The organism is Exiguobacterium sp. s129, from assembly GCF_018617585.1.
Taxonomy (GTDB): domain Bacteria; phylum Bacillota; class Bacilli; order Exiguobacteriales; family Exiguobacteriaceae; genus Exiguobacterium; species Exiguobacterium aestuarii_A.
On sequence record NZ_JACSKL010000010.1, the window covers coordinates 55,160 to 79,730 of the forward strand.

Here is a 24,571-nt window from a genome sequence, read left to right on the forward strand (position 1 = left end):
TACAATTTTTAGATTTGAAATTCTGTAGAGATGATTGACAACACGTAGAGAACGCATTGTCTTAATAAGTTAATTGTCTCTTGATCGTCTGCTAACCTCCAGCTTCACTTTCTCACACCACATAATATACATTTCAGCATACATCACTCCATACTCTGCAGTTACAAAGTCACCGATAAGAAACTCTTCATCTCGATTATTATCCTGTTGCCATTTTCGAGTGGCTTCAAGAACTCTTTGTTCTCTTTCAATAATAGAATCAAGAAGATGTATGATTTCTTTTTCAGAGAGTAAATGAAACGCACTTGCCCGAAGTAAAAATTCATCTTTGATTTTTGCTGGTTTAATCTTATCACTCAAGAGCCAATGTAAAAGGTGTTCTTCACCTTTTTGAGTAATCGTGTAAAGCTTTTTATTTGGACTCCCTTCTTGATATATATAAGTGGACCTTATCCATTCTTCACGCTCCATCTTATTCAGTTCTGTATAAATCTGAGAATGGGTAGAACTCCAAAAATAAATCATTCTTTCCTTAAAAATCGTGTATAGTTCATATCCTGTTTGGGGGTTTTTTGAAATTAAACCTAGTAAAGCATATTTTAAACCCATTTCTATCATCCTTTCTTCCTTGAGAGAAAATTACGACTCAATAGTATTGAAAATCTTACTTAAATCAGGTATATTCTATATGTCAAAAATGACATATGTCACTTTAATGAGGAGGTTTCATGAAAAAAAATATATTTTTATTAATGTTCATTCAACTCTTTACTTATTTAGGATTTGGAATGATCATTCCTATCATGCCTGAAATGATCGATGATTTGAATGTTAACATCATACATCTTGGTGGTTTATTAGCTGTTCATTCATTTATTTCTTTTCTAACAGCACCGATTTGGGGCTTAATGGCTGATCAGTATGGGCGAAAGCGATTAATCATAATCGGTTTAATCGGTTACGCATTTTCTTTCACTTTATTTGGACTAGCAATCAATCATTTGGTTGGACTATATGTTGCAAGAATAATGAGTGGTTTTTTTTCCAGTGCCTTGTATACCGCGACAATTTCCTATGTTGCAGACCACACCACTTATGAAAATCGAACGAAATACATGGGGTTTCTCGGCATTAGCATCGGTCTAGGTTTTATACTCGGACCTTCTATAGGTGGATTACTAAGTGTTTTTGGTTTAGCAGTGCCTTTTTTTTCTTCTGCAATCATTCTTGTATGCCTAACTTTGTTAACCTGGGCGAGACTATCGGAATCTCACGAGTATGTTCAAGACAGTATGAAAGAAAGATTTTCTGTCCGAAAACAGTGGACTTGGATCAACCAAGTAAAAATTCTTCCACTCCTTCTCTTCACCTTCATAGCCACTTTATTAATGGCCGGATTAGAATCCATATTCCAACTGTATGAAATTGATCGAGTTGGAATTTCGCCACTCCAAATGGGTTTACTATTCATGTTCAGCGGGTTAGTAGATGCGTTGGTTCAAGGTATGATTATACCTTCAATTAAACCAGGTGATGAATCTCGTTGGGTGGTATTTGGACAAATCGCATCGGGCATTGCATTGTTCCTTATACCATTTGCATCTTCTCTATGGACAGCAGGAATGTGTCTCGCATTATTTACTGGTGGGAATGCATTGGTACGAACCTGTGTCATTTCATTGATTACTTTGCATGCAGGAACACGTCAAGGTGTGGCGTCCGGAATCAGTTACTCACTAGACAGTATCGGTCGAATCATTGGTCCTTTGCTGTTCACTTGGACACTTAGTATTCATTCAGTTGGAACGTTTATTATCTTAAGTTTCATTACGTTCGTCAGTATTATATTAATCGTCCACTATAAAAAATCTAACTCTCAATTTGTTACAGTATCTTAAACCATAATTATATAAAGGAGATTTTTTTATGTTTCAAACCCTATATTCTATTCATGCAAGTGTTTGGCTTTTGTTAATCATCAGTTTTTTCATCACATATTTTGTTACGAATCGAAACATTTCAAAAATGATTTTTAGAACTCTCGCATTACTCATGCTTGGTACAGGAATATCTATGCTTTACCTTATGAATTTCCCTTTGACTTTTTTGGTAAAAGGAATGCTTGCGGTGTTACTAGTAACTTCAATGGAATTATTGATTGCAAGAAAAATTAGACATCGATCTACGACATTCATCTGGATCATATTCGTCTTGACACTAACAGTAATTTTATTACTAGGATTTAATATAATTTCGTTATAATTCATGTCAAGTTTATGAAGCAACAATAGCATGTCACAGGCTCAATAAGACTGTGAAAATGTTTTGAAGAAAAGAAATCTAACGTGCTTATTTGTTCATTAGTAGTGAATACGTATGAAAAAAAGTGAGGGGAAAATGATTTTTAGAGATACCAAAAAAATTTTAGTGATGCTCTTTCTTATAAGAAGAATAATTACTAAAAAAGAAACGGCTAAAGATGGAGAAAAATTAAGGGAGTCGCTCCAATCTCTTGGAGGCGCGTTCATTAAACTGGGACAATTCATGAGTTTAAGAAAAGATTTTTTCTCTACCAACGTTAGAAAAGAATTAGAGTTATTACAAGACAACGGTAAAGAAGAAGATATGCAAACTATGCTTACTATTTTGGAGAATGAATGGGGACAACCTGTACATGAAGTGCTAAAAGATATTGATTCTACGCCAATTGGGACTGCCTCGATCGGTCAAGTTTATCGGGGCATACTACATTCAAATGAAATAGTAGCAATCAAAATTAAAAAACCGAATATTGATCGTGAAATCGTTCGCGACATTAAACGGTTAAAAGTTATGACAGCATGGGTAGAACGTTTAACTAAGCCATCCTCTTCTTTTTCATTTACGAAGATTCTTGAAGACTTCTCAGAATCTTTGTTAAAGGAACTAGATTTTAGACAAGAGGCTTCTTACGCTGATATGTTTGCGGCACAAAATCAATCATCAACTATACAAGTACCTCGGGTTTATCATAACTTTTCCACCACCCATGTATTGGTAATGGAGTACATGAAGGGGGAGAAAATTGCTGATTTCCCTCATTTATCAACAGATATAAAACAGCAACTAGCAATGGAATTTGCTAGAGACTTATTTCATCAAATTTTCATCAGTGGTTATTTTCATGGCGATCCTCATCCAGGAAATATTTTAGTTCATAAAGGCAACCTAGTCTATTTGGATTTCGGTAATATGGGCCATCTGTACGCTCCCACTAGACTGTGGATGAACAAAATTCTTTTCAGTTTAATGAATGAAGATTTTGACCGCTTATCAGATGTTGTAAGTGAAGAAATATTATTGGAACCCGCTGAAAAAAGAAAACTAACTCTTGATTTGGCTATATTTTCCGAAAAATACGTGAAATCTCAGATTCAAAAAATAAATCTCGGTTCTGTTTTTTTAGATTTGATGACTTTACTTAAACAATACTCCATATATGTTCCGCCAGAGATGATTCAAGTAGGGAACGTACTTGCTAAAGCTGAAGGAACAATTACGCTGCTACACCCTAAATTGACTTTAGCAGATATGATACATTCGCTTGGAAAACAAATGATGAAAGAGAAGTACGGATTTACTTCTCTTTCAAAAAAACAATCAGTGAATCAAGATGAAATATATCAGATGCTAACTGAATTACCTGTTCACCTTCATCGTATAGTCAAAAACTTATCTATGGGTTCAACTCCAGTGACAGTTCGAGTACAAACCGAAAAAACATTATTAAAAAAAATCGATCGAATGATGAATCTCTTTACATTCGGTCTGATTCTACTAAGTTTCAGTATTATTTCGACAGGGATTATTCTAAGCTTAAAGTTAACCAATAGCACTCTATTATCCGGCGATCACGCAGTTTTGCTCGGTCTAACATCAAGTTTGATAGTAACTTTAGTATTTGTAGGAATGATGATATCGTACGTAGGAAAACATAGGTAAGATAATCATTAATCCCCCAAGCATAAAATGAACTGCACCTCCGCTTATTAGATATGTCTAACAAGCAGGGTGCAGTTCATTTTGCTGATGAATGGTTTCTGTGAAGGCGTATGACTTACATCATTCCGCCCATTCCACCCATGCCGCCCATGTCAGGCATTGCAGGAGCGTCTTTTTCTGGCTTGTCTGCGATGACAGCCTCTGTTGTGAGGAACATCGCTGAGACAGATGCTGCGTTTTGAAGTGCTGAACGCGTCACTTTCGCTGGGTCGACGATACCATGTGCGATCATGTCGACGTATTCGCCAGTTGCCGCGTTGTATCCGACACCGACTGACTCGTTCTTGAGCTTCTCGACGATGACCGAACCTTCTTCACCCGCGTTTTCCGCGATTTGACGGACCGGTGCTTCGAGGGCACGAAGGACGAGTTTGACACCAGTTGCTTCATCCGCTGTCACTTCTGCAAGCAACGCACGAACAGCTGGGATGACGTTGATGAGTGATGTACCTCCACCCGCAACGATTCCTTCTTCAACAGCCGCACGTGTCGCGTTGAGTGCGTCTTCGATGCGGAGTTTACGCTCTTTGAGCTCTGTCTCCGTAGCTGCACCGACTTTCACGACGGCTACGCCACCTGCGAGTTTTGCGAGACGCTCTTGGAGTTTTTCACGGTCGAAGTCAGACGTTGTCTCTTCGATTTGGTTACGGATCGTTTGAACGCGTGCTTTGATTGTTTCTTCGTTCCCTGCACCTTCGACGACAGTCGTTGTGTCTTTTGTGACGACGACTTTCGATGCGCGACCGAGCATATCGAGTGATGCTGATTTGAGGTCGAGACCGAGGTCTTCTGTGATGACTTGACCACCTGTGAGTGTCGCGAGGTCTTCAAGCATCGCTTTACGACGGTCACCGAATCCTGGTGCTTTGACGGCTACCGCGTTGAACGTACCACGGAGTTTGTTCAAGACGAGTGTCGCGAGGGCATCGCCTTCGATATCTTCTGCAACGATCAAGATCGGTTTCCCTTGTTGCACGACTTGCTCGAGTACTGGGATGATCTCTTGAATGTTCGAAATCTTCTTGTCTGTGATCAAGATGTACGGGTTGTCGAGTGACGCTTCCATCTTGTCAGAGTCTGAGATCATGTATGGTGACAAGTAGCCACGGTCGAACTGCATCCCTTCGACGACGTCGAGTTCTGTCGTGAAGCCGCGTGATTCTTCGATTGTGATAACACCGTCGTTACCGACGCGCTCCATCGCTTCTGCGATCAATTCGCCGACTTCTTCGTCCGCTGCTGAGATGGCTGCGACTTGTGCGATTGCTTCTTTTGACTCGATTGGTTTTGAAATCAATTTCAATTCTTCGAGTGCACGACGAACCGCTTTGTCGATTCCTTTACGAAGGATCATCGGGTTCGCGCCCGCTGTAACGTTCTTGAGCCCTTCACGAATCATCGCTTGTGCGAGGACTGTCGCTGTTGTCGTACCGTCCCCTGCGACTTCGTTTGTCTTCGACGCGACTTCCGCAACGAGTTTCGCACCCATGTTTTCGAATCGGTCTTCGAGTTCGATTTCTTTCGCGATTGTCACGCCATCGTTCGTGATGAGTGGTGAACCGAATTTCTTCTCGAGGACGACGTTACGTCCTTTTGGTCCAATCGTTACTTTGACTGCGTCAGCGAGTGCGTCGACGCCGCGAAGCATCGCGTGACGTGCATCTTCTGAGAATTTGATATCTTTTGCCATCGTTCATTTCCCCCTAAAAAAGTTTTTGAATAATGGTGCTTAGCCTACGATTGCGAGAATGTCGCTCTCGCGAACGATTAAGTACTCTTTTCCATCATGCTTCACTTCGGTACCTGCGTACTTCGAGTAGATGACCAAATCATTTTCTTTCACGTCGAGAGCGATACGCTCGCCTTGGTCTGTCACGCGGCCCGTTCCGACTGCGATGACTTTCCCTTGTTGCGGCTTTTCTTTCGCCGTATCAGGAAGCACGATGCCCCCGATCGTCTTTTCTTCTTTCTCCACGACTTCGATGATGACACGATCGCCTAGTGGTTTTAACATGGAAAAACCCTCCTCCGAATATGAATGATGTAATGTGTATCGTAAGGTTTTAGCACTCAGTTAAAAGGAGTGCTAACATTGATAAGTGTAGTATGGGACGATTAAAAAATCAAGTGGGGAACATCAAAAAATGCTCCTACTCGCGGTCAAGAGAACTTATTTGTTACAATGAGAAAAAGGTAGGTTCATTCTTATGATTAAGGACGTGTTGAATTGGCTACATTAAACTCAAACCAATCGATAAATACCCGTTTTTCGATGGCGCCTAACATTCGTCTCCGGCACCTCACCCCGATTTTACTATATGCGTTCGTCCAACTGTTTCCGCTCGTGATTAGCGAAGTGCGACCGGAATGGTTAACAGAAACGTTCGTCGGGCTCTGGCTCGCCATCGGATTCGGTGTGACGATTGTTCTGTCGATTTTACTCATCTGGCCGGACTTGAAACAATACAAGGCGCAAGGCATCCAGTCGAACTTGAACGACACGGTCAAATGGATCGGCCTCGGGATTTTGATGCAATATGGACTTGTCATCGTGGCGAACTTGATTGAGACGGCCATCTCTGGTGAACTGGTCGAGTCGATGAACACACAAAATATTGCCGAGATGGTGGAAGTCATTCCACTCATGATTTTGCCGGTCGTCTTGCTCGGACCGATTATCGAAGAGATTCTCTTCCGCCATATTTTGTTCGGAAACTTGAACGCTCGCTTCGGATTTTGGATTGCCTTTGGGGTCAGTTCGATCCTATTCGCGCTCATCCACCAAGACAATCGGTTCCTCGTGTATATCGCGATGAGCTTCGCGTTCTCATACGCGTATGCGAAAACGAGACGATTGATCGTGCCAATCGCCATCCACGCGTTCAACAACGCGCTCGTGATGCTCGTACTATTTTTAATGTAGAAATGAGGTGGCAGTTATGCCGCGACAATTAAAAGTGATGTTGCTCTTTAGTCTCTCGTTCGGTGTGTTGTTCACCGTCCTCGCGTACTTCTCGGTACAAGAGTATGGGTTCAGCTTCTGGACGTACTTCATCATCGCCGTCGCCGCTTACGACTTTTTCAAAGTGTATCAAATCTTGGCACTCGCCCGAAAAGTCAAAAAAGAAGGCACGGACAAATCCGCATAACGAAACCCCGAGTCTTACGAGCTCGGGGTTTTACTTATGGTTGTAACTTTCGATTGATCCTGTATTTCCTCTTGATAGACACTCCGAATGAGTAGTCCACGCAGACCGAACACCACACCTAATAATACATAAATGGCATCAATCAATGAAACCTGTGGTTCATCCATGAAGAAATTGATGATAACGCCAATGACCAGCAAACCGTAAATCGTGATGCTCATGAGTGTCGCATCGACTTGTCTCATGATTCTCTTCGTCACCTTTTCCTCAAGCTTTTCAATTTCTTCGTGTCGATAACCATAGATTGTGAATCCTAGACCCACGATTGTTATGCTAAGAAACACACCATCCCATAGCGCGAACAGAAACAGTCCTACAAAAAAGATCATGAACCCAATGAGTAACTTCTTACGCACCATACCCCTCCTTACGACGGAATCCATAGTTTTGCAAAATCAAAATAACCGAACAAGTCGACACAGACGTCCTTTAGCTCGACCGGGAACGGAATCGTCCGCTCCTCATTATAGAGCGGGATGAAGTACGACTTTTCTTTCAACTCGCGCTCAATCTTGCGGTGCAGGGGCAACCAGTCCTCAAACGGCAAGTCGTCATACTGTTCGATCCGTTCCGCCATCCCCTCGATATAAGGGAACACTTTATGCGGAGGCGAGTACTCGTTCGTCATAAACTGTTCGAACCCGAGCGTCACGTTCCGTTCGAACACTTCCCCGTGAACGACCAGGTCGACGTATTCATAATACGTTTTGTCGTGAATCGAATCTTTGAAACTGATGGGTACGAACTCATAGGCAATCCCATGACGCGTCAACATCTCGGCAATCCAATCGGTCGTATCGTTCGTATAGTCCGTCTGTTTGATTCGTATCGGACGGTCGAACGTGACGGGTGCCCCTTTTGGAACATCATACGTCTCACTCAGCAAACCGAGAAAACCTCTGTCGTTCGGTGTTCTTCGCTCATTCAACGTCCCGATTTCCGGACGAATCTCCGCAATCAAGCGATGCATATAATGCCTCGCCTCTTCATTCGCGAACACACTATGCGGATGACTGTTTAAGATGACAAGCCCGAATCCGGACGGTGTCGAGATCAGTCCGGTCTCCTTGGAATCCCGCGACGAGATTCGATACGTCGGGTCATATCCGTCCGGCACTTTGATGAACTCGACCCGGTCCAGGAGCGCCCGTACCCCAAAGTAATTCTCAAAGGCGAGAAGGACCGTCTTCTCCTTGTCGTGGCGATCCAATTGAAACGGACCCGTCCCGACGCTCCCTTTCGCGATGCTCGTATGAATCATCGACAGTTTCGGGATGTAGGAATTTCGGCGCCGGTCGAGCGTGACATCGACGCGATACGTGCCGTTCGATGCGATGTGCCGGACGTGCCGGTACATATAGCGATACACATCCGACTGAACGAGTGTGCGTAAACTCTTCGTCACGTCTTTACTCGTCATGAGCGATCCGTCATGAAAACGGACGCCTTTCCGAAGAAACAAGACGAGCGTACTTCCTTGCCATTCGTAATGATGGGCGAGCTCTCCTGTGACCTCTCCGGACGCGTCAATCATGAAGAGACGATTGAATACGTTTTGGACGAGGTGGGCGCTATGAATGTCAGCCGCCTCAAGCGGATGTGTCGTTAAAAAGTGACGACGGCGCGGAATGATGAGCGCATCGCTCGATGTTTGGACGTAACCGAACTTCTTCTCAAGCTGGCGCATGAAGCGCCCTGCCTGCGCAGGCGACCAGTCCCATTCGAGCTGACTCGTCACCGCCTCGACCGACTCTTTCTCCATGCGTTCGAGTAGCTGTTTCGCCAAGTCGCGCTCCACGTGTCGCAGCCATTCAAGTCGCGTCAAATTCCCGCGACCGCGTCCGCTCGTATACGTGAGCCATCCTTCCTCTTGCCATCGTGCCAAATGACGCTTCGTCTGCTTCGGGCTTAAATGGATAGCTTCCGCCATATCAGAAATCGTGTACGCCCCGTCCCGACACTCTTTCCACAATCGAAATAAATATGCATCCACGTCGCATCCCCCTAAAAGTGGACATCTTTTCCCCATATCGTCCATTTTTCAAATCCATTGTCTTGTTTATCATACAGGTACAGAATGGAAGGTGACAAGATGAAATGGAAAGATATACCTAAGCCAATTAAAGTTCGACTCGTGACATCATTTTTCAATCGTTCGGTCTCATTCGCCATCATGCCGTTCATGGCACTTCTCTTTGTCAAAGCGTTTAACGAATGGATTGCGGGCGTCTTCTTAGTCTCGCTCGTCTGTCTCGGATACGTCATCGGGTTAATTGGGGGATACCTCGCTGATAAATTTTCACGGAAGCGACTCCTCGTGTTGACGGCTAGCCTCACAGCATCGATGTTTCTCGTCATGACACTCAGTCTCCAGTTCGACCAGATGATCGTCTTCATGATCGCCTATACGATCTTCACGGTCACAAATAACCTCGGTCGGCCGGCGATGAGCGCGATCATCATCGATGCGACGACGCCGGAGAACCGAAAAGCCGTATACGCGCTCGATTACTGGTTGATCAACTTATCGATCACTATTGGGACGGCGCTCGGAGGCTGGCTCTATGTCAGCAATCAGCTGTTACTATTTTGGATTTTGACGTTCACGTCGAGCATGTTGCCGATCGCGTACGCCATTTTCCTCGAAGACACGAAACGGACGTGGACCTCTCAAAAGCTTCGCCTCGTCTTCGTCGACGTGTTCCAAAGTTATCAAATTGCCTGGCGTGACCGTCCTTTCGTCAAAGTCGTCTTCGGCTCGATGTGTATCCTCGCCGCTGAGTTCTCGATGGGTAGTTATGTCGCGGTCCGACTCGCCGATTCATTTGAACCGCTCTCGATTGAATCATGGACGATCAACGGGGTGCGGATGATGAGTCTCATTCAAATCGAGAACACGCTCATCGTCGTCGCGTTGACGTTCTTCATTCAACGTCTCGCCTCCCGTCTCTCAAACAAGCACACGCTTCTCGGCGGGCTCGCGTTGTACACAATCGGCTACGCGGTCATCACGAGCGCGAATTCGATGATGCTTCTTCTCGGCTTCATGCTGATTGCCACGTTCGGAGAATTGTTGTACTCTCCGGTGTTAAATACGGAGAAGGCGAACATGATGCCAGAAGACCGACGTGGTGCGTATTCAGCATTTGCCGGGACGTCGTTCGCCGGTGCCGACTTCTTATCACGTTCGACGATTTTGATCGGATCGCTTCTCACACCGTTCATGATGAGCGTCTATATCGGACTGTTGGTCAGCTTCGGCTGCTTCCTCGTCTATAGCGGCATCTATGTAAAAGAAAAGCTCGTCCTACGACGAGCGGTTTCTTAAATAAAACCCATCCTTTCTCATGCGAAGGGATGGGTTTTAGTCGAGCTCTTCTTCGTGCATCGCATAAATCAATGTCAACGCCCGGATACAAAAGATTGTCGAGAAGCCGTAAATGCTCAGCTCGAGCAATGAAATAGAAGGTTCTTGTAAACCGAGTGAGACGGCATAGCCTACGAAGCAAAGCAAGATGACGAGTGTGATCGTCCATTCATCCGACTTCCGCTTTATCTTTTCGGCTAACGCCTTGTCTTCTTTCTCGACACGTTCCCGTTGCCAAAAGTAAAAGAACAAGGCATACATCGCAAATGAGATTCTCGGAACGTCACCTAAAAGTAAATCAAAGATGATGAGACCTAAAAATAGATATGTCCCCAACTGATAGCCACTCTGCATGTGAAGACGCGAACGAAGTGGTCCATTTGCCCCCCACTTCATAACCCGATCACAGCCACAGTCAACCCACCGTAGACGAATCCGAGTACGATGGCACTGATGGCCATTCGTTTATATTGTGGATATTGATACAGCGCAATCGCCCCACCGACGACGTGAACAAACGCGACGATGAACGTCAAAATCGGAAAAAGCATAGCAAACCTCTTTTCTTTTTAGGAAATCATGGAAACAAATCCATTTTCCGATATACTAGAGTCCGAACTTATTATAACAATTATGGATAGGGAGTTGAAATCCGATGAATGTGTCACGCATGGATTTGACGACGGAAGAAATGCAGCTCGTCAATAGCGAAGTCGAGAAGCGCAAGCGCAGCTTACTCGTCGCGTACTTACTTTGGTTTTTCCTCGGTGCACTCGGTGCACATCGCTTTTATTTCAAAAAGATTGGGTCAGGAATTGCGATGGTCCTCCTCGTCGTCTTGACGCTCGGTTTCGGTGCCATCATCACAGGAATCTGGGCACTCGTCGATGCGTTTCTCATGCCAGGTTGGCAACAGCGCGAAGTCGAACAAATCGAACGTGAGACGATCGAGCTACTGCAAACACGCTCTGACCGCTACACAGGGTTCTAATCAAAAAAGACGATCGAGGCTACTCGCCCCGATCGTTTTTAGTGTTCTTTTAAGTAAAATGCAAAATCTCGTGTCTTCCGTTCTTTCACCGCGTAATGAATCCATAGCCACGCCAACCCTTCTAGTTCACGGGCAAGCTTCAACCCATGGAGCGGATGCGTATCGAAGCCGATCTTGTTCGATAACTCGACGACAATCCGTACCGCTTCTTCATCATCTCCTGCGACGAACATGACAGAACCGTCCGGGTTGCCTAAATTCTCGACACCCGTCTGGTTGAACGCTTTGATGACTTTCGTATCGGGAACGAGTCTCTGCAAATACTCCGCGCCCGACACCCCATCAGGGCGCTCGACTTCGTTAAACTCGATGGCGATTGGATTCGTCACATCAATCAACACTTTCCCATTCAGTCCATCAAGTGTCGGCAGCAGATCGACCGCTGCCGCAAAAGGCGTACAGAGCAGGAGCACATCGCTTGCTGAGGCGACTTCTTGTAACGTCAACGTCCCTTCCCGCTCCGTACGTGTTCCGTACAACACCTCATAACCGGCCTGTTCGAATTGCTCCCCGAGCGTGCGCCCGACTTTCCCGGCACCTAAGATTCCGAGTTTCATGTCTCACAACTCCTCGTCTGTCCGTGTGACCGTTCCTCCATACTCTTCTGCGAGCCCGTCTAAAATCGATGGATCGAATTCCTCCCCGATGGCCATGACACCTGTCTGACCGGGTTCGATATTACCGACCGTCCGTTTGAATGTATCTTGAATGCCTTGCATATGCTTCACGTCTTTCGTGCCACCGATGAGACCACCTGTGAGTGTTCCGAACAGGATTCCGAACGGACCTCCGAGGATCCCAACCGCCATCCCGATGAGCGCACCTTTCGTCGATTTGTTGACGGGTGCGAGCTGCGCCGCATCCTCAAACGAGAACGCCCCGTTTTCTTCACGCTTGATGACGACCAATTGTTCAAAACCGACGAGCCCATCCGAATGGTACTTTTTCAGTTTACTGAACGCCTGATACGAGATCGCCTCTTCCGGGAACGTGAACGTGACGATGTGATACGGTTGTTTTTCCTTTTTAGCCATGAAAAATTCCTCCTCTAAGGTAAAAAATACGACGCGCACTTACCCTATCTCTTTTCCCTGCTTTTCCGTAAAAAAACCTAGTCCGTAGACTAGGTTCAGGTCGGTCGTTTTTCATTCAACTCGTAGTGCGAAAACGGTACACAGAGCGGTGTTCCATATAGCGGGTCTTCAGTCACGACGACCTTGAGACCGAATACGTCTTTCATGAATTTCTCGTCGACGACATCGTTCGGACTGCCTTCTCGATACACGTTACCACCTGCGAGAGCGATGACATGATCGGCATAGCGACAAGCGAGATGGAGGTCATGAAGTACCATGATGATGGTTTTGCCTTCTAACCGATTCAATCGATACATTAAATCCAAAATCTCGATTTGGTGCGACATATCCAAGTATGTCGTCGGTTCATCGAGCAAAATCGTCTCCGACTCTTGGGCAAGTGCCAACGCAATCCACACCCGTTGCTTTTGTCCACCGGAAAGGTTGCTAACGAGCGTGTCACGGAGCGACACTGTATCCGTGAAGGCGAGTGCCCGCTCAACCGCCCGTTCATCGTCTTCCGAGTATCGTTTGAAGAACGTCTGATACGGATAACGACCGAAGCGGACAAGTTGTTCGACGGTCAATCCATCCGGTGCCACGTTTACTTGCGGCATAAATGCCATGAGTCGCGCCGCCTCTTTCGCCCGATACGAATCGAGCGGTTTGTTTCGAAATGCGATTTCCCCGCCTAGTGCATCTCGCTGTCTCGCGAGCGTCGAAAGGAGCGTCGACTTCCCACATCCATTCGCGCCGAGAAGGACGGTGATTTTCCCATGTGGAATGGAGAACGATAATTGATCGAGCACCGTCTTCTGTTCATATCCGATGGTCACTTGTTTCAAATCAAATGTGTTCATCTCATACTTCCTTTCATCATTCGTCGAAGTAAATAGAAGAAATACGGTGCTCCGATGACAGCCGTCATCACCCCGGTCCGTAGCTCGTACGGATAAAAAATCGTCCGGGCGAGTACGTCCGCCAACACGACAATCGTTGCCCCAACAAGAAGCGTCGCCCAGACGTAAGGGAGCTTCAATCCTTGACGGGCGATATGAGGTGCCATCAATCCGACAAACCCGATCGCGCCGACGAAGGCGACACCAATCCCGGCGAGTAGACACGATAGCAATAGCGTTCCACGCTGAATCCCGCGTACCGGAACGCCGATGCTCGTCGCCGTCGCCTCACTGATATGGAGCGGGCGCACGTGACGTTCAATCAAAAAGGCCGCCAATAAAAAGAGGAGCACGAACGGCACCATGATCTTCAATTGATTCCACGTCGCGGCGTACACAGTACCGGTAAGCCATTGTTGGATATCGTTCTTCCGATAGACGTTCGAGGCGAGCATCATGAACTGAACAATCCCTTGCGAGAAGATGCTGATTCCAATCCCGACGAGGGCAAGACGGACGGGTGGAACTCCACGTTTTAATAAATAAAAGAGGAACATGCCGACAATGATTGCCCCTAGAAACGAGGCAATCGGGATATAAGCGAGCGGGACCGACAGTTGGTTCGTTCGCTCATCCGTGAAGACGGTGAAAAACGTGGCTGTCGCAACTCCGGCGCCACCGACAATCCCGAAAATCTCTGGGGAGGCCAATTCATTTTTAATCGTCAGTTGTAACAAATGGCCACTGACGGCGAGACTCGCACCGGCAGTCATGGCCATCAACACGCGTGGCATCCGAAACTCGAAGACGACGAGCTGTTCGAACGCATCCCCCGCTCCGACGAACAAAGCAGCGAGCGAAGCCGGGCTTAGGAACGTGTCGCCGATTGCGAGCCCGAAATAGATTGACAGGAGTAACCCTGTGATCAGTAGGAGGGTCAACTCGATTTCACGCTTTCGGAGCGTGAACGAGACGGGACCTTTTCGAAAGCGATATGTTTTCATGATTTAAAGACTCCTTGTCTGACACTGACGAGATAGATGAAGAATGCCCCACCGACGACCGCGAGCACGACGCCCACCGTCACTTCACGTGGGAACAGGATGACTCGTCCTAAAATATCGGCCGCAAGCAACAGGACGCTTCCGATCAGGGCACTGCCTGCGAGACGAGCGAAAAAGGCCGTTCCGAACACATATTTCGCCAAATGGGGAGCGAGCAGGCCGACAAATGCAATCGGTCCTGCGAGCGCCACCCCGAATGCGGAGAGCACGACAGCTAGTGTCACCGCGAGAAACTTGATGACACCGACATTTTGTCCGAGCGAACGTGCGACCTGATCTCCGAGCGATAACGTCTCAAGCTCTTTACTGAGAAGCAGGACGAGCACGACCGCCCCCATCATCCATGGCAATAAGACCTCGACAAGACTGAGCGAACGTCCAGCGACCGACCCGGTCAACCAGAACAGTACCTCATCGAGCGCTCCTTCCTCATAAGCGATAATCGACTGAGTGAATGAGCTGAATAGAGCAGCGAGCGATGCACCCGCAAGTGTCATATACATGACGTTCCCACCATTCGCACTTAGCAGATACACAATCACACCGGCGATAAACGCTCCGATGAGCGAAGCTGTCGTGAATGAAGCGATACTGCTAAACCCAAAAAGGGTCACGAGCACGATGGCCAGGCTCGCACCTGCGTTCACAGCCAAAATATCGGGAGATGCGAGCGGGTTACGCGTCACGAGTTGAAAGATGAGACCGGCGAGACCGAGCACACTGCCAACGAGTAACGCCACGATTGTACGTGGGATGCGATTGTCTGCTAATGCAATCATCGCCTGTGATGAACCATTCGCTTGAAATGTCATCACATCTTCATGACTGACTACGATGACACCGACACGTAAGCTGACATAACTTAAAATTGGTAAGCAAATGATCAAGAAGAGTAATTTGATCCAAGGTTTTTTCATGTCCTCACTTCTTTCCTTTCCTACCATAGCAAATATTGCGTTCCATAAAAAGGGGTTGACAGTGAGAATCATTATCATTTATAGTCAGGTAGGAAAATCACTTACATAGAGGAGAATTTTAAATGAAAAAGTGGATGCTTGCGTTACTGACGCTTTGCTTAACCATCGTACTCGCTGCTTGCGGCGGGTCAGAGGATACAGAGAACGGTACAAGTTCAGAGACGGCAACTCGCTCAATCGAACACGCAATGGGAACGGCGGATGTGCCTGAAAATCCGGAACGTGTCGTCGTCTTGACGAACGAAGGGACAGAGGCCCTTCTCGCCCTTGACATCAAACCGGTCGGGGCCGTCAAATCTTGGAACGGTGACCCGTGGTACCCACACATCGAGTCTGAAATGACAGATGTAACGGAAGTCGGGACAGAAAGTGAAGTCAACTTAGAGGCTATCGCGAAACTTAAGCCAGATCTCATCATCGGAACAAAACTTCGTCAAGAGAACATCTACGACAAATTGAACGCCATCGCGCCAACAGTCATGTCAGAAACACTGAAAGGCGATTGGCAAGAAAACTTCGCCCTTTATGCGAACGCACTCAACCTTGAAGAAGAAGGGGACGAAGTGTTGGCAGCTTACGATCAGCATGTCGAAGACACAAAGTCTGAACTCGGAGACGCTGTGAACAAAGAACTTTCGGTCGTCCGCTTCCTTCCTGGTGCGTCACGCATTTACTTCACGGATAGCTTCTCGGGTGTCATTTTAGGAGATATCGGAGTAAAACGCCCAGCTTCGCAAGATCGTACCGAGTTCGCTGAAGAAATCACGATGGAACGCATCCCAGAGATGGCTGGCGATCATATTGTCTACTTCACCTATGGTGGAGCAGACGGATCAAAAACAGCCGAAGAATGGCAGTCGAACCAGTTATGGAAAGACCTCGATGCCGTCAAAGCAGGCGAAGTAACAGAGGTCAGTGATGACATCTGGAACACATCGGGTGGCGTCCTTTCTGCCAACCAAGTGCTTGATGAACTCGTCGACATGTTGAAATAATCAGTAGCGCGCCAATTGCATTGGTGCGCTTTTTCATACATACATATGGTAAAATTTACATATCCACTCAAAAGGAGCTTTGCAATGCAACGTACACTTCGTAAGTCCGCGACGGACCGCTCTCTGTCTGGAGTATGCGGTGGAATTGCTGAATACTTTGGTATTTCTTCAATCGGAGTTCGACTCATCTTTTTGATTCTCCCTGGGAGTTTCCTTCTTTATATGATCTTAACGAATTCCATGAAAGATGCACCACGCTATCTATAAGAAAACGCGAAAGCTGTTAGCTTCCGCGTTTTTTGTTAGGCATTCACTTTATCTTTCATCGCTTCAAGCGCTCCGCTGTTCAAGAAGTGCCATGGTTTGTTGTAGTGCGGTTGGAAGAAGAAGTCGACGTACGCGAGTTCTTCGACCGTCATCTCGTTTTGGATGGCAAGGGAGAGCGTGTTGACCGCTTGCGTCAAATCCGCTTTCGATAACATTTGTCCACCAACAATGCGATGTGTCCCTTTTTCATAGACGAGTTTGAATTCGACTTTCTCTGCGGTCGGCATGAACTCCGGACGATACGCGTCCTCGATGACGACACTTTCTACGTCGAGTCCGAATAATGATGCCGCTTCTTCCGTCAGACCAGACGACGCGATGTTCCAGTCATAGAGTCGAAGTCCTGATGTTCCTTGCGTCCCTTGGTAGCGAACGCGTGGTTGCATCATATTTTCCGCGACGAGCGTCCCCATACGGACAGCATTCGTCGCCAGTGGGATATAAGCGTGTGTACGCACCGGGTTATAGTAGACGGCACAGCTGTCCCCTGCCGCAAAGATATCGGGGTTGCTCGTACGCATATATTCGTCGACGATGATCGCGCCGTTCCCAAGCATATCGACTTGCCCTTCTAACAGTCCTGTGTTCGGACGGAATCCGACACAGAGGATGACGAGATCCGCTTCGAATTCACCTTTGTCCGTCACGACGTGTGTGACGTTCCCTTCTGTTCCACGGAACGCTTCAACCGTCTGACCAAGTTCAAGGTCGATCCCGCGACTGGTCATGTCCGCTTCTAGTGGATCTGTGAACGACTTGTCGAGATATTTGTTTAAGATGCGGTCGGCACTATCGATAAATGTGACATGTTTTCCGTATGCTTCGAACGCCTCGACGAGTTCGACTCCGATGTAACCTGCTCCGATGACGGCAATCTTCGTCGCATCTGTCGCCCGCTCGATGATGCGTTGGGCGTGCGCGTAGTTTTTACAGAGCTCGATTCCATTCATTTCGATTCCTGGGAGCGTTGGGACGATCGGCCATGAACCCGTCGTGACAATCAAGCGGTCATACGTGTCATGCACGTCTTCCCCGGTCTCCAGATTTTTGGCGTGAACCGTCTTCGCTTCGGAGTCAATCGACAAGACGTCATGTTTCATGCGCATCGTCGCACCGAGTTCTTCAAGTTCACGTGGAGACGAATAGAATAGCTCTTCCGCACGTTGGACGACCCCACCGACGTGGAGCGCAATCCCACACGAGAGGAAGCTGACGTTGTCGTTCCGCTCGTAAACGGTGATATCGAGATTGTCGTGCTTGGCGAGTAATCCTTTGACTGCTGCTGTTCCTGCGTGTGTACATCCGATGACTGCGATTTTCATATGAGTCGTCTCTCCTTTTATGTTAGACAGTACGTTTCGTTTTATATTGTGATAAATATCACATTTACTTCTTGAACTTAGTGTACTATTTCACAATATAGAATTCAATGACTATGCTCACTATTTCACGTAAAAGTGTCTAAAGTTTGAACAGAAAAAATCCGCTCATTCTCATGACCGGACTCGTCGCTTTTTCAAAAGATGATAGCTTATTAGAAATAGATGCACGATCAAACCGAAGACGTTCATAGCGAGCCCTACGACCGCCCACCACAATGCTCCCCAGCCGTACCCAAACGTCAGACTACCAATAAGTAGCATATAGCCACTTACAGTCAATCCTGTATTCAAGATGAATGGAAAAGGCCTTTGTTTTTTCGTTCGGATCATTTGATACGTTGAAATGATGACTCCTAGTGTGAGTCCAAACAGCAGTACGAGCAACATGGTGATGTCATTCATCCTTATTTACCTCCATAACTTGATTGGAAAGACGCTTTCAAGACTGTCCCTCACGTCTTATTTTCAGCTTCTGATAAATGACAATGCCAACGTGAAGAATCATACCAAGTACATACAAGATCAGCCCTAGTGCAAGCCAACCGAGTGCATCCCAATCACGTACGATTGTCATTCCGACAAGAAAGAAGATATAGCCAGTCACGAGTAGCAACGACGAGACGATGAATTGACGTCGTAATCGAGATTTTATAGAGAAAACTAAGAAAAACAGTAGGATGGTTGTCATAGTGCCTAGCAATACAAGGACTTCTCCATTGTACTCTCGAATCATCGTGTCTCCCTCTTCACTGTGCGACTCATTTTATTGTAACACATAAAATGGAAAATTATCTCAATTACTCATATCGCATGACATCAGCTTGAAACGACAAAAAAAGCATCGTCCCATTTACGGAACGATGCTTATTTCTCATTCATCTGTTTCATTAAATCCATCTGTTCTTGCACCATCGCTTCTTTCTCTCGGCGCAACACCCCTTTGTAGGTGACGCGTGAAATCGATAAACTAATCTCATATAGGAAGAAGAGTGGCAATGACACCATAAGGTGCGACGTCAAATCCGGTGGTGTGATGAATGCTGCGACTACAAATAGCGCGAAGTACGCATACTTACGAATCTTCGATAAGAAGTATGGTGTCACGACACCAATCCGGGTCAAGAACATTGTCACGACCGGCAATTGGAACAATAGACCGAACGGAATCGTCAGTTGCAACAAGAACGTGAAGTAATTGTTCGCCCCGATGATTTGTTCGAGCCCAAGGTCTTGCCCGAGGTCCGTCGAGATATCGAGGACGAGCGGGAATAACCAGTAGTAGGCGAACGCAAGGCCGATTAAGAACAATCCGAAGATGATCGGGATATAAGCGAGCGTACCTTTTCGTTCATTCGGATGCAGACCGGGTGCGACAAACGCCCACACTTGATACAGTAGGAATGGGCTCGCCGCAATCAGGCCGATGATGAGCGCCAAGTTCAAGTAAATCATGAGCGGGTCCGCGACCCCAAAGGCGTTCAGTTCGAGCCCGCGTTCGACGAGATCTTCTTGCAAGTACGCGAGTACATATTTGACACTCGGCAAAGCCATCAAAAAGAAGGCAAAGACGACAAATGCAGATAGCATCAGTCGTCTCCGCAGCTCTGTCAAGTGATCGGTGAGTTCCCGCTCTTGATCAGGTTGATGATTCATGGCTTACTGCTCTTTCTTTTCGATAACTTTCTTGTCGTTCTCGTCGTGCTCGTTCATCATGCCGTTCGTTGCATTTTTGAACTCACGAAGCGTTTGTCCGGCCGCGCGACCAAACTCCGGTAATTTCTTCGGTCCGAAGATGATGAGCGCGATGATGGCGATGATGAATAGACTCGCCCCACCCGGAATCCCGACGACGAGTGATGATGCTAGTAATTCCATTATTGATGGACCCCCTCAGCGGTTGGATAGTGTTGCATAAAGTAAATGAGTGACTGCAGCTCAATCGACAAATCGATGTGATGGACGCGAACCGTGTCCGGTACGGTAAGTCGTGCCGGTGTGAAGTTCAAGATGCCCTTGATACCGAAACGGACCAAGTCGTCTGCGACGGACTGTGCATAGGCAGAAGGTACCGTCAAAATGGCGACGTCAATCTTGTTTTGCTTCATAATTTGTTCCATCTCATCGACGTGATGAATTGGGACGCCTGACATCGTCGTGCCGACTTTTGTCTCGTCTGCGTCGAACCCGACGACGATATGTGTGTTATTGTTTTTAAGGAAGTTATAGTTGACGAATGCCGTCCCAAGGTGACCGACCCCGACCAAGGCGACATTCGTAATCTCGTCCTGATTCAGTGTCTTTCGGAAAAAGTCTAACAGATACTGCACGTTATAGCCATATCCCTTTTTACCGAGCGCACCGAAGTACGAGAAATCACGGCGAATCGTAGCCGAATCGACCTTGACCGCCTCACTCAGTTCTGCTGAAGAGACACGTTGTTTACCTGACGCGTGCAGGCTTTGAATAAATCGATAGTATAGTGGCAACCGTTTGGCTGTCGCTTGTGGAATCTTTGGTTCGTTTTGACTCAACGGAAAGAGCCTCCTTTTTACGACACGTTACAAACGAATCTGAATTTCATACACCTTGATTGTAAACGAATTCACATGACCACTCAACGAATATACCTAAAATCGCTGAAAAATACAGTATACTAAATAGAGAGAAAGGGGTTTTTTCACTTGATCCTACTGCAAGTCAATAACTTATCCAAATCCTTCGGCGTCGAGCCGATTTTAGAAAACGTCAAACTCGAAATCCAAGAAGGCGAACGCGTCGCCCTCGTCGGCCGAAACGGGGCTGGGAAGTCAACGCTTTTGAAAGTCATCGCCGGTGAATACAACTATGACTCCGGGGACATCATGAAGCCAAAAGACGTCACCATCGGCTATCTCGCCCAAGACTCAGGGCTCGAATCCGACGAGACGATCTGGAACGAGATGCTCACCGTTTTCACGGACTTGATTGAGCAAGAGAAGACGCTCCGTCGCATGGAAGCTGACATGGGCTCCGAACGAATCCTAAATGACGCTGCGGCTTACGAACGTCTCCTCTCCTCTTACGATGAAGAGCAGCACACGTTTAAAGAGCGCGGCGGTTACCAGTATGAAGCGACGATCCGCTCGGTCCTTCACGGGATGCGCTTCTATCCGGACGACTTCGAGCGTCGGATCGACACGCTCTCTGGTGGACAACGGACGCGTCTCGCCTTGGCGAAGATGCTCCTTCAAAGTCCTGACCTGCTCATCTTGGACGAGCCGACGAACCATTTGGACATCGAGACGCTCGCCTGGCTTGAGAAGTACTTGAGCGGCTATAAAGGTGCCGTCCTCATCGTCTCCCACGACCGCTACTTCCTCGACCGCGTCGTCTCGGTCGTCTATGAGTTGTCGCGTCATCGGAGCCGCCGCTTCGTCGGGAACTACACGAAGTATCTCGAACAGAAGGCCGCTCTCTACGAACAAGAGAAGAAGCAGTTTGAGTCGCAGCAAGAAGAGATTGCCAAAATGCAGGACTTCATTCAGCGAAACATCGCCCGAGCGACGACGACGAAACGGGCGCAAAGCGTACGGAAGCGTCTGGAGAAAGTCGACCGTCTCGATGCTCCGGACGGTGACGAACGCAGTGCTGTCCTCTCGTTCTCCATCAAACGACAGAGCGGGAACGATGTGTTGAGCGCGAGTGACCTCGCCATCGGGTATGAAGAACCGATTGCCCAAAATCTCCGTTTCCAGCTACAGCGCGGGGAATCCGTCGCTCTCGTCGGTCCGAACGGGGTCGGGAAGTCGACACTTCTCAAAGTGTTGACGAAACAACAAGCCGCTCTTACCGGTGATATCCGCTACGGGACCGGCGTCGAGATTGGCTACTACGATCAGGAGCAGCAGAACTTGTCGGACGCGAACCGTGTCATCGACGAGATTTGGAACGACTGGCCACTTATGCGCGAGCAAGAAGTGCGGAGTCTTCTCGGACAGTTCCTCTTCAGCGGCGATGACGTCATGAAGCGTGTCCATGAATTATCAGGTGGCGAACGCGCACGACTCACGTTGGCCAAGCTGAAGCTCGAGCAACCGAACCTCCTCATCCTGGACGAGCCGACGAACCACTTGGACCTCGACTCGAAGATGATCTTAGAGAACGCCCTTCTCGACTATCCAGGTACGATTCTCTTCGTCTCGCACGACCGCTACTTCATCGACCGTCTCGCGACGCGTGTGTTAGAAATCACGCCGAACGGCATCGACGAGTATCTCGGTGACTATTCGTACTACGTCGAGAAGAAAGAAGAACTCGAAGAACTCGCGCGACTCGCCCGTGAAGAGACGAAGCAGGTCGTCGTGAAAAAACAGCGTGCCGATAAGGAACAACAACGGGAAGAGCGCCGCATCAAACAGCGCATCGAAGAGATTGAGCTGGCAATCGAGCAACATGAAAATCGCCTCGACGAGATTGAACAGTTGCTTTGTGAGCCGGACGTCTTCAACGACTTCGCCCGTGCCCAGGAGTTGTCGACCGAATCGGACGCAGCGAAAGAATCCATCACCGCACTTTATGCGGAATGGGAGGAACTCCATACATGATGCGTACACGTGCCATGCGAATCGAGTTCATTCAAGCGTTTCTCACGGGACTGGCCTATATCGTACCAACCGGGACCGAGTTCGTATCTGAACTCATCCGTGGGGAGCCAACGATCGTCCCGTCTATTCTCTTTTACTTTTTACCGGTCGTGATCGGCTTCATCATTCAGACGTGGCCAGGGATTCTACTCAGCCTTTTCAGTGGCCTGCTCATGAGCACACTCTTCATCCGTATCGTAGTCTGGCCGGTCGATGTGACCGTTCATACGTTCTATGCGCCGGGATCCGTGTGGGCCCACTTCTATGAAGAGACGCTCTTCATGTGGATCCTCGCCCTTCTCGTGTTCATCGTGAGCCGCGTCAATACGTGGCACCGAGAGAATTATCGACAACCGAAAGCCTGAACAGTCCGTCCTCTTTTTGAAGAGGACGGCTTTTTCGTTTATGTATAAATTTATTTATAGATAAGGTGTTTTTTCTTAATTTGTTTTTCGTTAGAGTGCGCGTTATTCTAGTCACGTACCGAAACAACGGATTATTTCTTAGGAGGAATGACAGATGAGTAAACATGTATTAATGGTCGTGACGAACGCAAAAGAAATGAAGGAAGGTCACGCGACTGGACTTTGGTTATCCGAGTTTGGTGAGGCATACGTCGAATTCAAACAACAAGGATATGACATCACGGTCGCTAGCCCGAACGGTGGTCAATCTCCAATCGACGCACGCAGTTTAGAAGGAGAAGTACCTGCTGATATTCAAGCGACGGCTCCCCTTCTCGAAGATACGATTGATTTGAAGACGATCACCAACTTCGATCAATTTGATGCCATCTTCATGCCAGGTGGTCACGGAACGATGTTCGACCTTCCACAAAGCGAAGCGTTGAATGTTGCGATCCGTTCACTATTTGAAGCAGGTAAAACGGTTGCTGCCGTCTGCCACGGTCCCGCTGGTCTTGTCGGTGCGACATTGTCTGACGACACACCACTCGTGAACGGTAAAACGATTGCGACGTTCACGGATGAAGAAGAACGTGCGACAGGTCTTGATATCTACATGCCGTTCCTACTTGAAACGCGTCTTCGTGAACTCGGTGCGAACATCGTGCTCGCAGACAACTTCACAGAAAACGTTCAAGTCGATGGAAACTTGGTAACAGGCCAAAATCCACAATCGACCGTTGCTGTCGCAAAAGCCGTCATCAACACGTTAAACTAATCAATTCTTTCTCGTTGCCAATCGATGAAAGAGAACGACCCGCCTGTTTGAGAACAGGCGGGTTTTATAGATGAGGAGGAATGAAGATGATTACCATCTTAGCTCAAATTCAAGCGAAGCCTGGTCTCAGGTCCGCGCTCGAGACACACTTACGTCAAGTTGTCACCCCATCACGCGCGGAGGCAGGTTGTGTCTTCTATACGTTACACCGTGTCGAAGGCAACCCGGACGCATTCGTCTTTTACGAAAAGTGGGCCGACAAGGAGGCATTCGATGCGCATATCGCCTCACCCCACTATCAAACGTATCGCAAAGAAGCAGAGGCACTTCTCGCTAGTCGCGATGTCCAATTTTTAGAAGACCTTAATGTACATTAATC

The 24,571-nt window shown here is 47.4% G+C and carries 31 protein-coding genes; 13 read left to right on the plus strand and 18 right to left on the minus strand.

From position 1 onward, the window contains the following. Positions 1-69: 69 nt before the first annotated feature. Positions 70-609: a PadR family transcriptional regulator gene (locus KNO92_RS11445; protein WP_214761428.1), complete on the minus strand. Its 540-nt coding sequence runs from the start codon at positions 607-609 to the stop codon at positions 70-72. A gap of 119 nt (positions 610-728) precedes the next feature. On the opposite strand from KNO92_RS11445, the gene KNO92_RS11450 reads away from it, so the two are divergent. The 3 genes from KNO92_RS11450 (at position 729) to KNO92_RS11460 (ending at position 3,981) form a co-directional block, all read left to right on the plus strand. Further along, positions 729-1,898 (plus strand): MFS transporter, encoded by a 1,170-nt coding sequence (locus tag KNO92_RS11450; protein WP_214697030.1) that lies wholly within the window; start codon positions 729-731, stop codon positions 1,896-1,898. A gap of 28 nt (positions 1,899-1,926) precedes the next feature. Next, complete coding sequence (locus KNO92_RS14985; RefSeq protein WP_214697031.1) at positions 1,927-2,262, plus strand: DUF1516 family protein; 336 nt, start codon at positions 1,927-1,929, stop codon at positions 2,260-2,262. Positions 2,263-2,376: 114 nt separating this feature from the next. Further along, on the plus strand, positions 2,377-3,981 hold the full coding sequence (locus tag KNO92_RS11460) for an ABC1 kinase family protein (protein ID WP_214697032.1): 1,605 nt from the start codon (positions 2,377-2,379) through the stop codon (positions 3,979-3,981). 115 nt (positions 3,982-4,096) lie between these two features. Here KNO92_RS11460 and groL read toward each other — a convergent pair whose 3' ends face one another. Beyond that, positions 4,097-5,731, minus strand: coding sequence for a chaperonin GroEL (gene groL, locus KNO92_RS11465; RefSeq protein WP_214697033.1), 1,635 nt, complete (start codon positions 5,729-5,731; stop codon positions 4,097-4,099). 39 nt (positions 5,732-5,770) lie between these two features. Further along, on the minus strand, positions 5,771-6,055 hold the full coding sequence (gene groES, locus KNO92_RS11470) for a co-chaperone GroES (RefSeq protein WP_074032569.1): 285 nt from the start codon (positions 6,053-6,055) through the stop codon (positions 5,771-5,773). A 213-nt stretch (positions 6,056-6,268) separates the two neighbouring features. Between groES and KNO92_RS11475 the strand changes: the two genes are divergently transcribed. Both KNO92_RS11475 and KNO92_RS11480 read left to right on the plus strand, forming a co-directional pair. Beyond that, positions 6,269-6,964 (plus strand): CPBP family intramembrane glutamic endopeptidase, encoded by a 696-nt coding sequence (locus KNO92_RS11475; RefSeq protein ID WP_084156048.1) that lies wholly within the window; start codon positions 6,269-6,271, stop codon positions 6,962-6,964. Between the two features lie 16 nt (positions 6,965-6,980). After that, on the plus strand, positions 6,981-7,190 hold the full coding sequence (locus KNO92_RS11480) for a YdiK family protein (protein WP_214697034.1): 210 nt from the start codon (positions 6,981-6,983) through the stop codon (positions 7,188-7,190). A 14-nt stretch (positions 7,191-7,204) separates the two neighbouring features. Here KNO92_RS11480 and KNO92_RS11485 read toward each other — a convergent pair whose 3' ends face one another. Both KNO92_RS11485 and KNO92_RS11490 read right to left on the minus strand, forming a co-directional pair. Beyond that, on the minus strand, positions 7,205-7,606 hold the full coding sequence (locus KNO92_RS11485; protein ID WP_214697035.1) for a hypothetical protein: 402 nt from the start codon (positions 7,604-7,606) through the stop codon (positions 7,205-7,207). Between the two features lie 11 nt (positions 7,607-7,617). Then, positions 7,618-9,243, minus strand: coding sequence for an ABC transporter substrate-binding protein (locus KNO92_RS11490; protein ID WP_214761430.1), 1,626 nt, complete (start codon positions 9,241-9,243; stop codon positions 7,618-7,620). A gap of 99 nt (positions 9,244-9,342) precedes the next feature. Between KNO92_RS11490 and KNO92_RS11495 the strand changes: the two genes are divergently transcribed. Beyond that, positions 9,343-10,578 carry an MDR family MFS transporter gene (locus KNO92_RS11495; protein ID WP_214697037.1) on the plus strand — a complete coding sequence of 412 codons (1,236 nt, stop codon included), beginning with the start codon at positions 9,343-9,345 and terminating at the stop codon, positions 10,576-10,578. 36 nt (positions 10,579-10,614) lie between these two features. On the opposite strand, the gene KNO92_RS11500 is transcribed toward KNO92_RS11495, so the two are convergent. Beyond that, positions 10,615-11,013, minus strand: a complete 399-nt coding sequence (locus tag KNO92_RS11500; RefSeq protein ID WP_214761432.1) for a hypothetical protein — start codon at positions 11,011-11,013, stop codon at positions 10,615-10,617. Beyond that, positions 11,010-11,168 carry a hypothetical protein gene (locus KNO92_RS11505; protein WP_015880595.1) on the minus strand — a complete coding sequence of 53 codons (159 nt, stop codon included), beginning with the start codon at positions 11,166-11,168 and terminating at the stop codon, positions 11,010-11,012. The genes KNO92_RS11500 and KNO92_RS11505 overlap by 4 nt, the downstream gene beginning before the upstream one ends. Before the next feature lie 104 nt (positions 11,169-11,272). On the opposite strand from KNO92_RS11505, the gene KNO92_RS11510 reads away from it, so the two are divergent. Continuing rightward, entirely contained in the window at positions 11,273-11,608 is a 336-nt protein-coding gene (locus tag KNO92_RS11510; protein ID WP_214697039.1) for a TM2 domain-containing protein, read from the plus strand. A 38-nt stretch (positions 11,609-11,646) separates the two neighbouring features. Here KNO92_RS11510 and KNO92_RS11515 read toward each other — a convergent pair whose 3' ends face one another. From KNO92_RS11515 to KNO92_RS11535, 5 genes are all read right to left on the minus strand, one after another. After that, the gene (locus KNO92_RS11515) at positions 11,647-12,225 is read right to left on the minus strand and encodes an NADPH-dependent F420 reductase (RefSeq protein WP_214697040.1); all 579 of its coding nucleotides are present in this window, start codon (positions 12,223-12,225) and stop codon (positions 11,647-11,649) included. Positions 12,226-12,228: 3 nt separating this feature from the next. Further along, positions 12,229-12,702: a hypothetical protein gene (locus tag KNO92_RS11520; protein WP_214697041.1), complete on the minus strand. Its 474-nt coding sequence runs from the start codon at positions 12,700-12,702 to the stop codon at positions 12,229-12,231. 95 nt (positions 12,703-12,797) lie between these two features. Further along, entirely contained in the window at positions 12,798-13,604 is an 807-nt protein-coding gene (locus KNO92_RS11525) for an ABC transporter ATP-binding protein (protein WP_214761434.1), read from the minus strand. After that, the gene (locus KNO92_RS11530) at positions 13,601-14,647 is read right to left on the minus strand and encodes a FecCD family ABC transporter permease (protein WP_214761436.1); all 1,047 of its coding nucleotides are present in this window, start codon (positions 14,645-14,647) and stop codon (positions 13,601-13,603) included. Before KNO92_RS11530 ends, KNO92_RS11525 begins: the two co-directional genes overlap by 4 nt. Further along, positions 14,644-15,624: a FecCD family ABC transporter permease gene (locus KNO92_RS11535; protein WP_214697044.1), complete on the minus strand. Its 981-nt coding sequence runs from the start codon at positions 15,622-15,624 to the stop codon at positions 14,644-14,646. Before KNO92_RS11535 ends, KNO92_RS11530 begins: the two co-directional genes overlap by 4 nt. A gap of 122 nt (positions 15,625-15,746) precedes the next feature. Here KNO92_RS11535 and KNO92_RS11540 point away from each other — a divergent pair, with 122 nt between their 5' ends. Together KNO92_RS11540 and KNO92_RS11545 are read left to right on the plus strand one after the other, a co-directional pair. Then, on the plus strand, positions 15,747-16,679 hold the full coding sequence (locus tag KNO92_RS11540; protein WP_214697045.1) for an ABC transporter substrate-binding protein: 933 nt from the start codon (positions 15,747-15,749) through the stop codon (positions 16,677-16,679). An 84-nt stretch (positions 16,680-16,763) separates the two neighbouring features. After that, the gene (locus KNO92_RS11545) at positions 16,764-16,946 is read left to right on the plus strand and encodes a PspC domain-containing protein (protein WP_074032578.1); all 183 of its coding nucleotides are present in this window, start codon (positions 16,764-16,766) and stop codon (positions 16,944-16,946) included. Positions 16,947-16,981: 35 nt separating this feature from the next. Here KNO92_RS11545 and KNO92_RS11550 read toward each other — a convergent pair whose 3' ends face one another. The 6 genes from KNO92_RS11550 to KNO92_RS11575 all read right to left on the minus strand — a co-directional run bounded on the left by KNO92_RS11550 (position 16,982) and on the right by KNO92_RS11575 (position 20,919). After that, complete coding sequence (locus KNO92_RS11550; protein ID WP_214761438.1) at positions 16,982-18,328, minus strand: FAD-dependent oxidoreductase; 1,347 nt, start codon at positions 18,326-18,328, stop codon at positions 16,982-16,984. A 171-nt stretch (positions 18,329-18,499) separates the two neighbouring features. After that, entirely contained in the window at positions 18,500-18,790 is a 291-nt protein-coding gene (locus tag KNO92_RS11555; RefSeq protein ID WP_214761440.1) for a hypothetical protein, read from the minus strand. Between the two features lie 37 nt (positions 18,791-18,827). Further along, on the minus strand, positions 18,828-19,121 hold the full coding sequence (locus KNO92_RS11560) for a hypothetical protein (RefSeq protein ID WP_214761442.1): 294 nt from the start codon (positions 19,119-19,121) through the stop codon (positions 18,828-18,830). Between the two features lie 131 nt (positions 19,122-19,252). Beyond that, entirely contained in the window at positions 19,253-20,041 is a 789-nt protein-coding gene (tatC, locus tag KNO92_RS11565; protein WP_214761444.1) for a twin-arginine translocase subunit TatC, read from the minus strand. A 3-nt stretch (positions 20,042-20,044) separates the two neighbouring features. Beyond that, a complete protein-coding gene (tatA, locus tag KNO92_RS11570; protein ID WP_251127110.1) occupies positions 20,045-20,263 on the minus strand; it encodes a twin-arginine translocase TatA/TatE family subunit in 219 nt (72 codons plus the stop codon). Continuing rightward, positions 20,263-20,919, minus strand: coding sequence for a redox-sensing transcriptional repressor Rex (locus tag KNO92_RS11575; RefSeq protein ID WP_015880579.1), 657 nt, complete (start codon positions 20,917-20,919; stop codon positions 20,263-20,265). Before KNO92_RS11575 ends, tatA begins: the two co-directional genes overlap by 1 nt. A 150-nt stretch (positions 20,920-21,069) precedes the next feature. On the opposite strand from KNO92_RS11575, the gene KNO92_RS11580 reads away from it, so the two are divergent. The 4 genes from KNO92_RS11580 (at position 21,070) to KNO92_RS11595 (ending at position 24,569) form a co-directional block, all read left to right on the plus strand. After that, positions 21,070-22,971 carry an ABC-F family ATP-binding cassette domain-containing protein gene (locus tag KNO92_RS11580; protein ID WP_214748835.1) on the plus strand — a complete coding sequence of 634 codons (1,902 nt, stop codon included), beginning with the start codon at positions 21,070-21,072 and terminating at the stop codon, positions 22,969-22,971. After that, a complete protein-coding gene (locus KNO92_RS11585; protein WP_214697056.1) occupies positions 22,968-23,375 on the plus strand; it encodes a hypothetical protein in 408 nt (135 codons plus the stop codon). The genes KNO92_RS11580 and KNO92_RS11585 overlap by 4 nt, the downstream gene beginning before the upstream one ends. Positions 23,376-23,529: 154 nt before the next feature. After that, the gene (locus KNO92_RS11590) at positions 23,530-24,192 is read left to right on the plus strand and encodes a type 1 glutamine amidotransferase domain-containing protein (protein WP_214761446.1); all 663 of its coding nucleotides are present in this window, start codon (positions 23,530-23,532) and stop codon (positions 24,190-24,192) included. Positions 24,193-24,278: 86 nt separating this feature from the next. Then, on the plus strand, positions 24,279-24,569 hold the full coding sequence (locus KNO92_RS11595) for a putative quinol monooxygenase (RefSeq protein ID WP_214761448.1): 291 nt from the start codon (positions 24,279-24,281) through the stop codon (positions 24,567-24,569). The last annotated feature ends 2 nt before the right edge of the window (positions 24,570-24,571 follow it).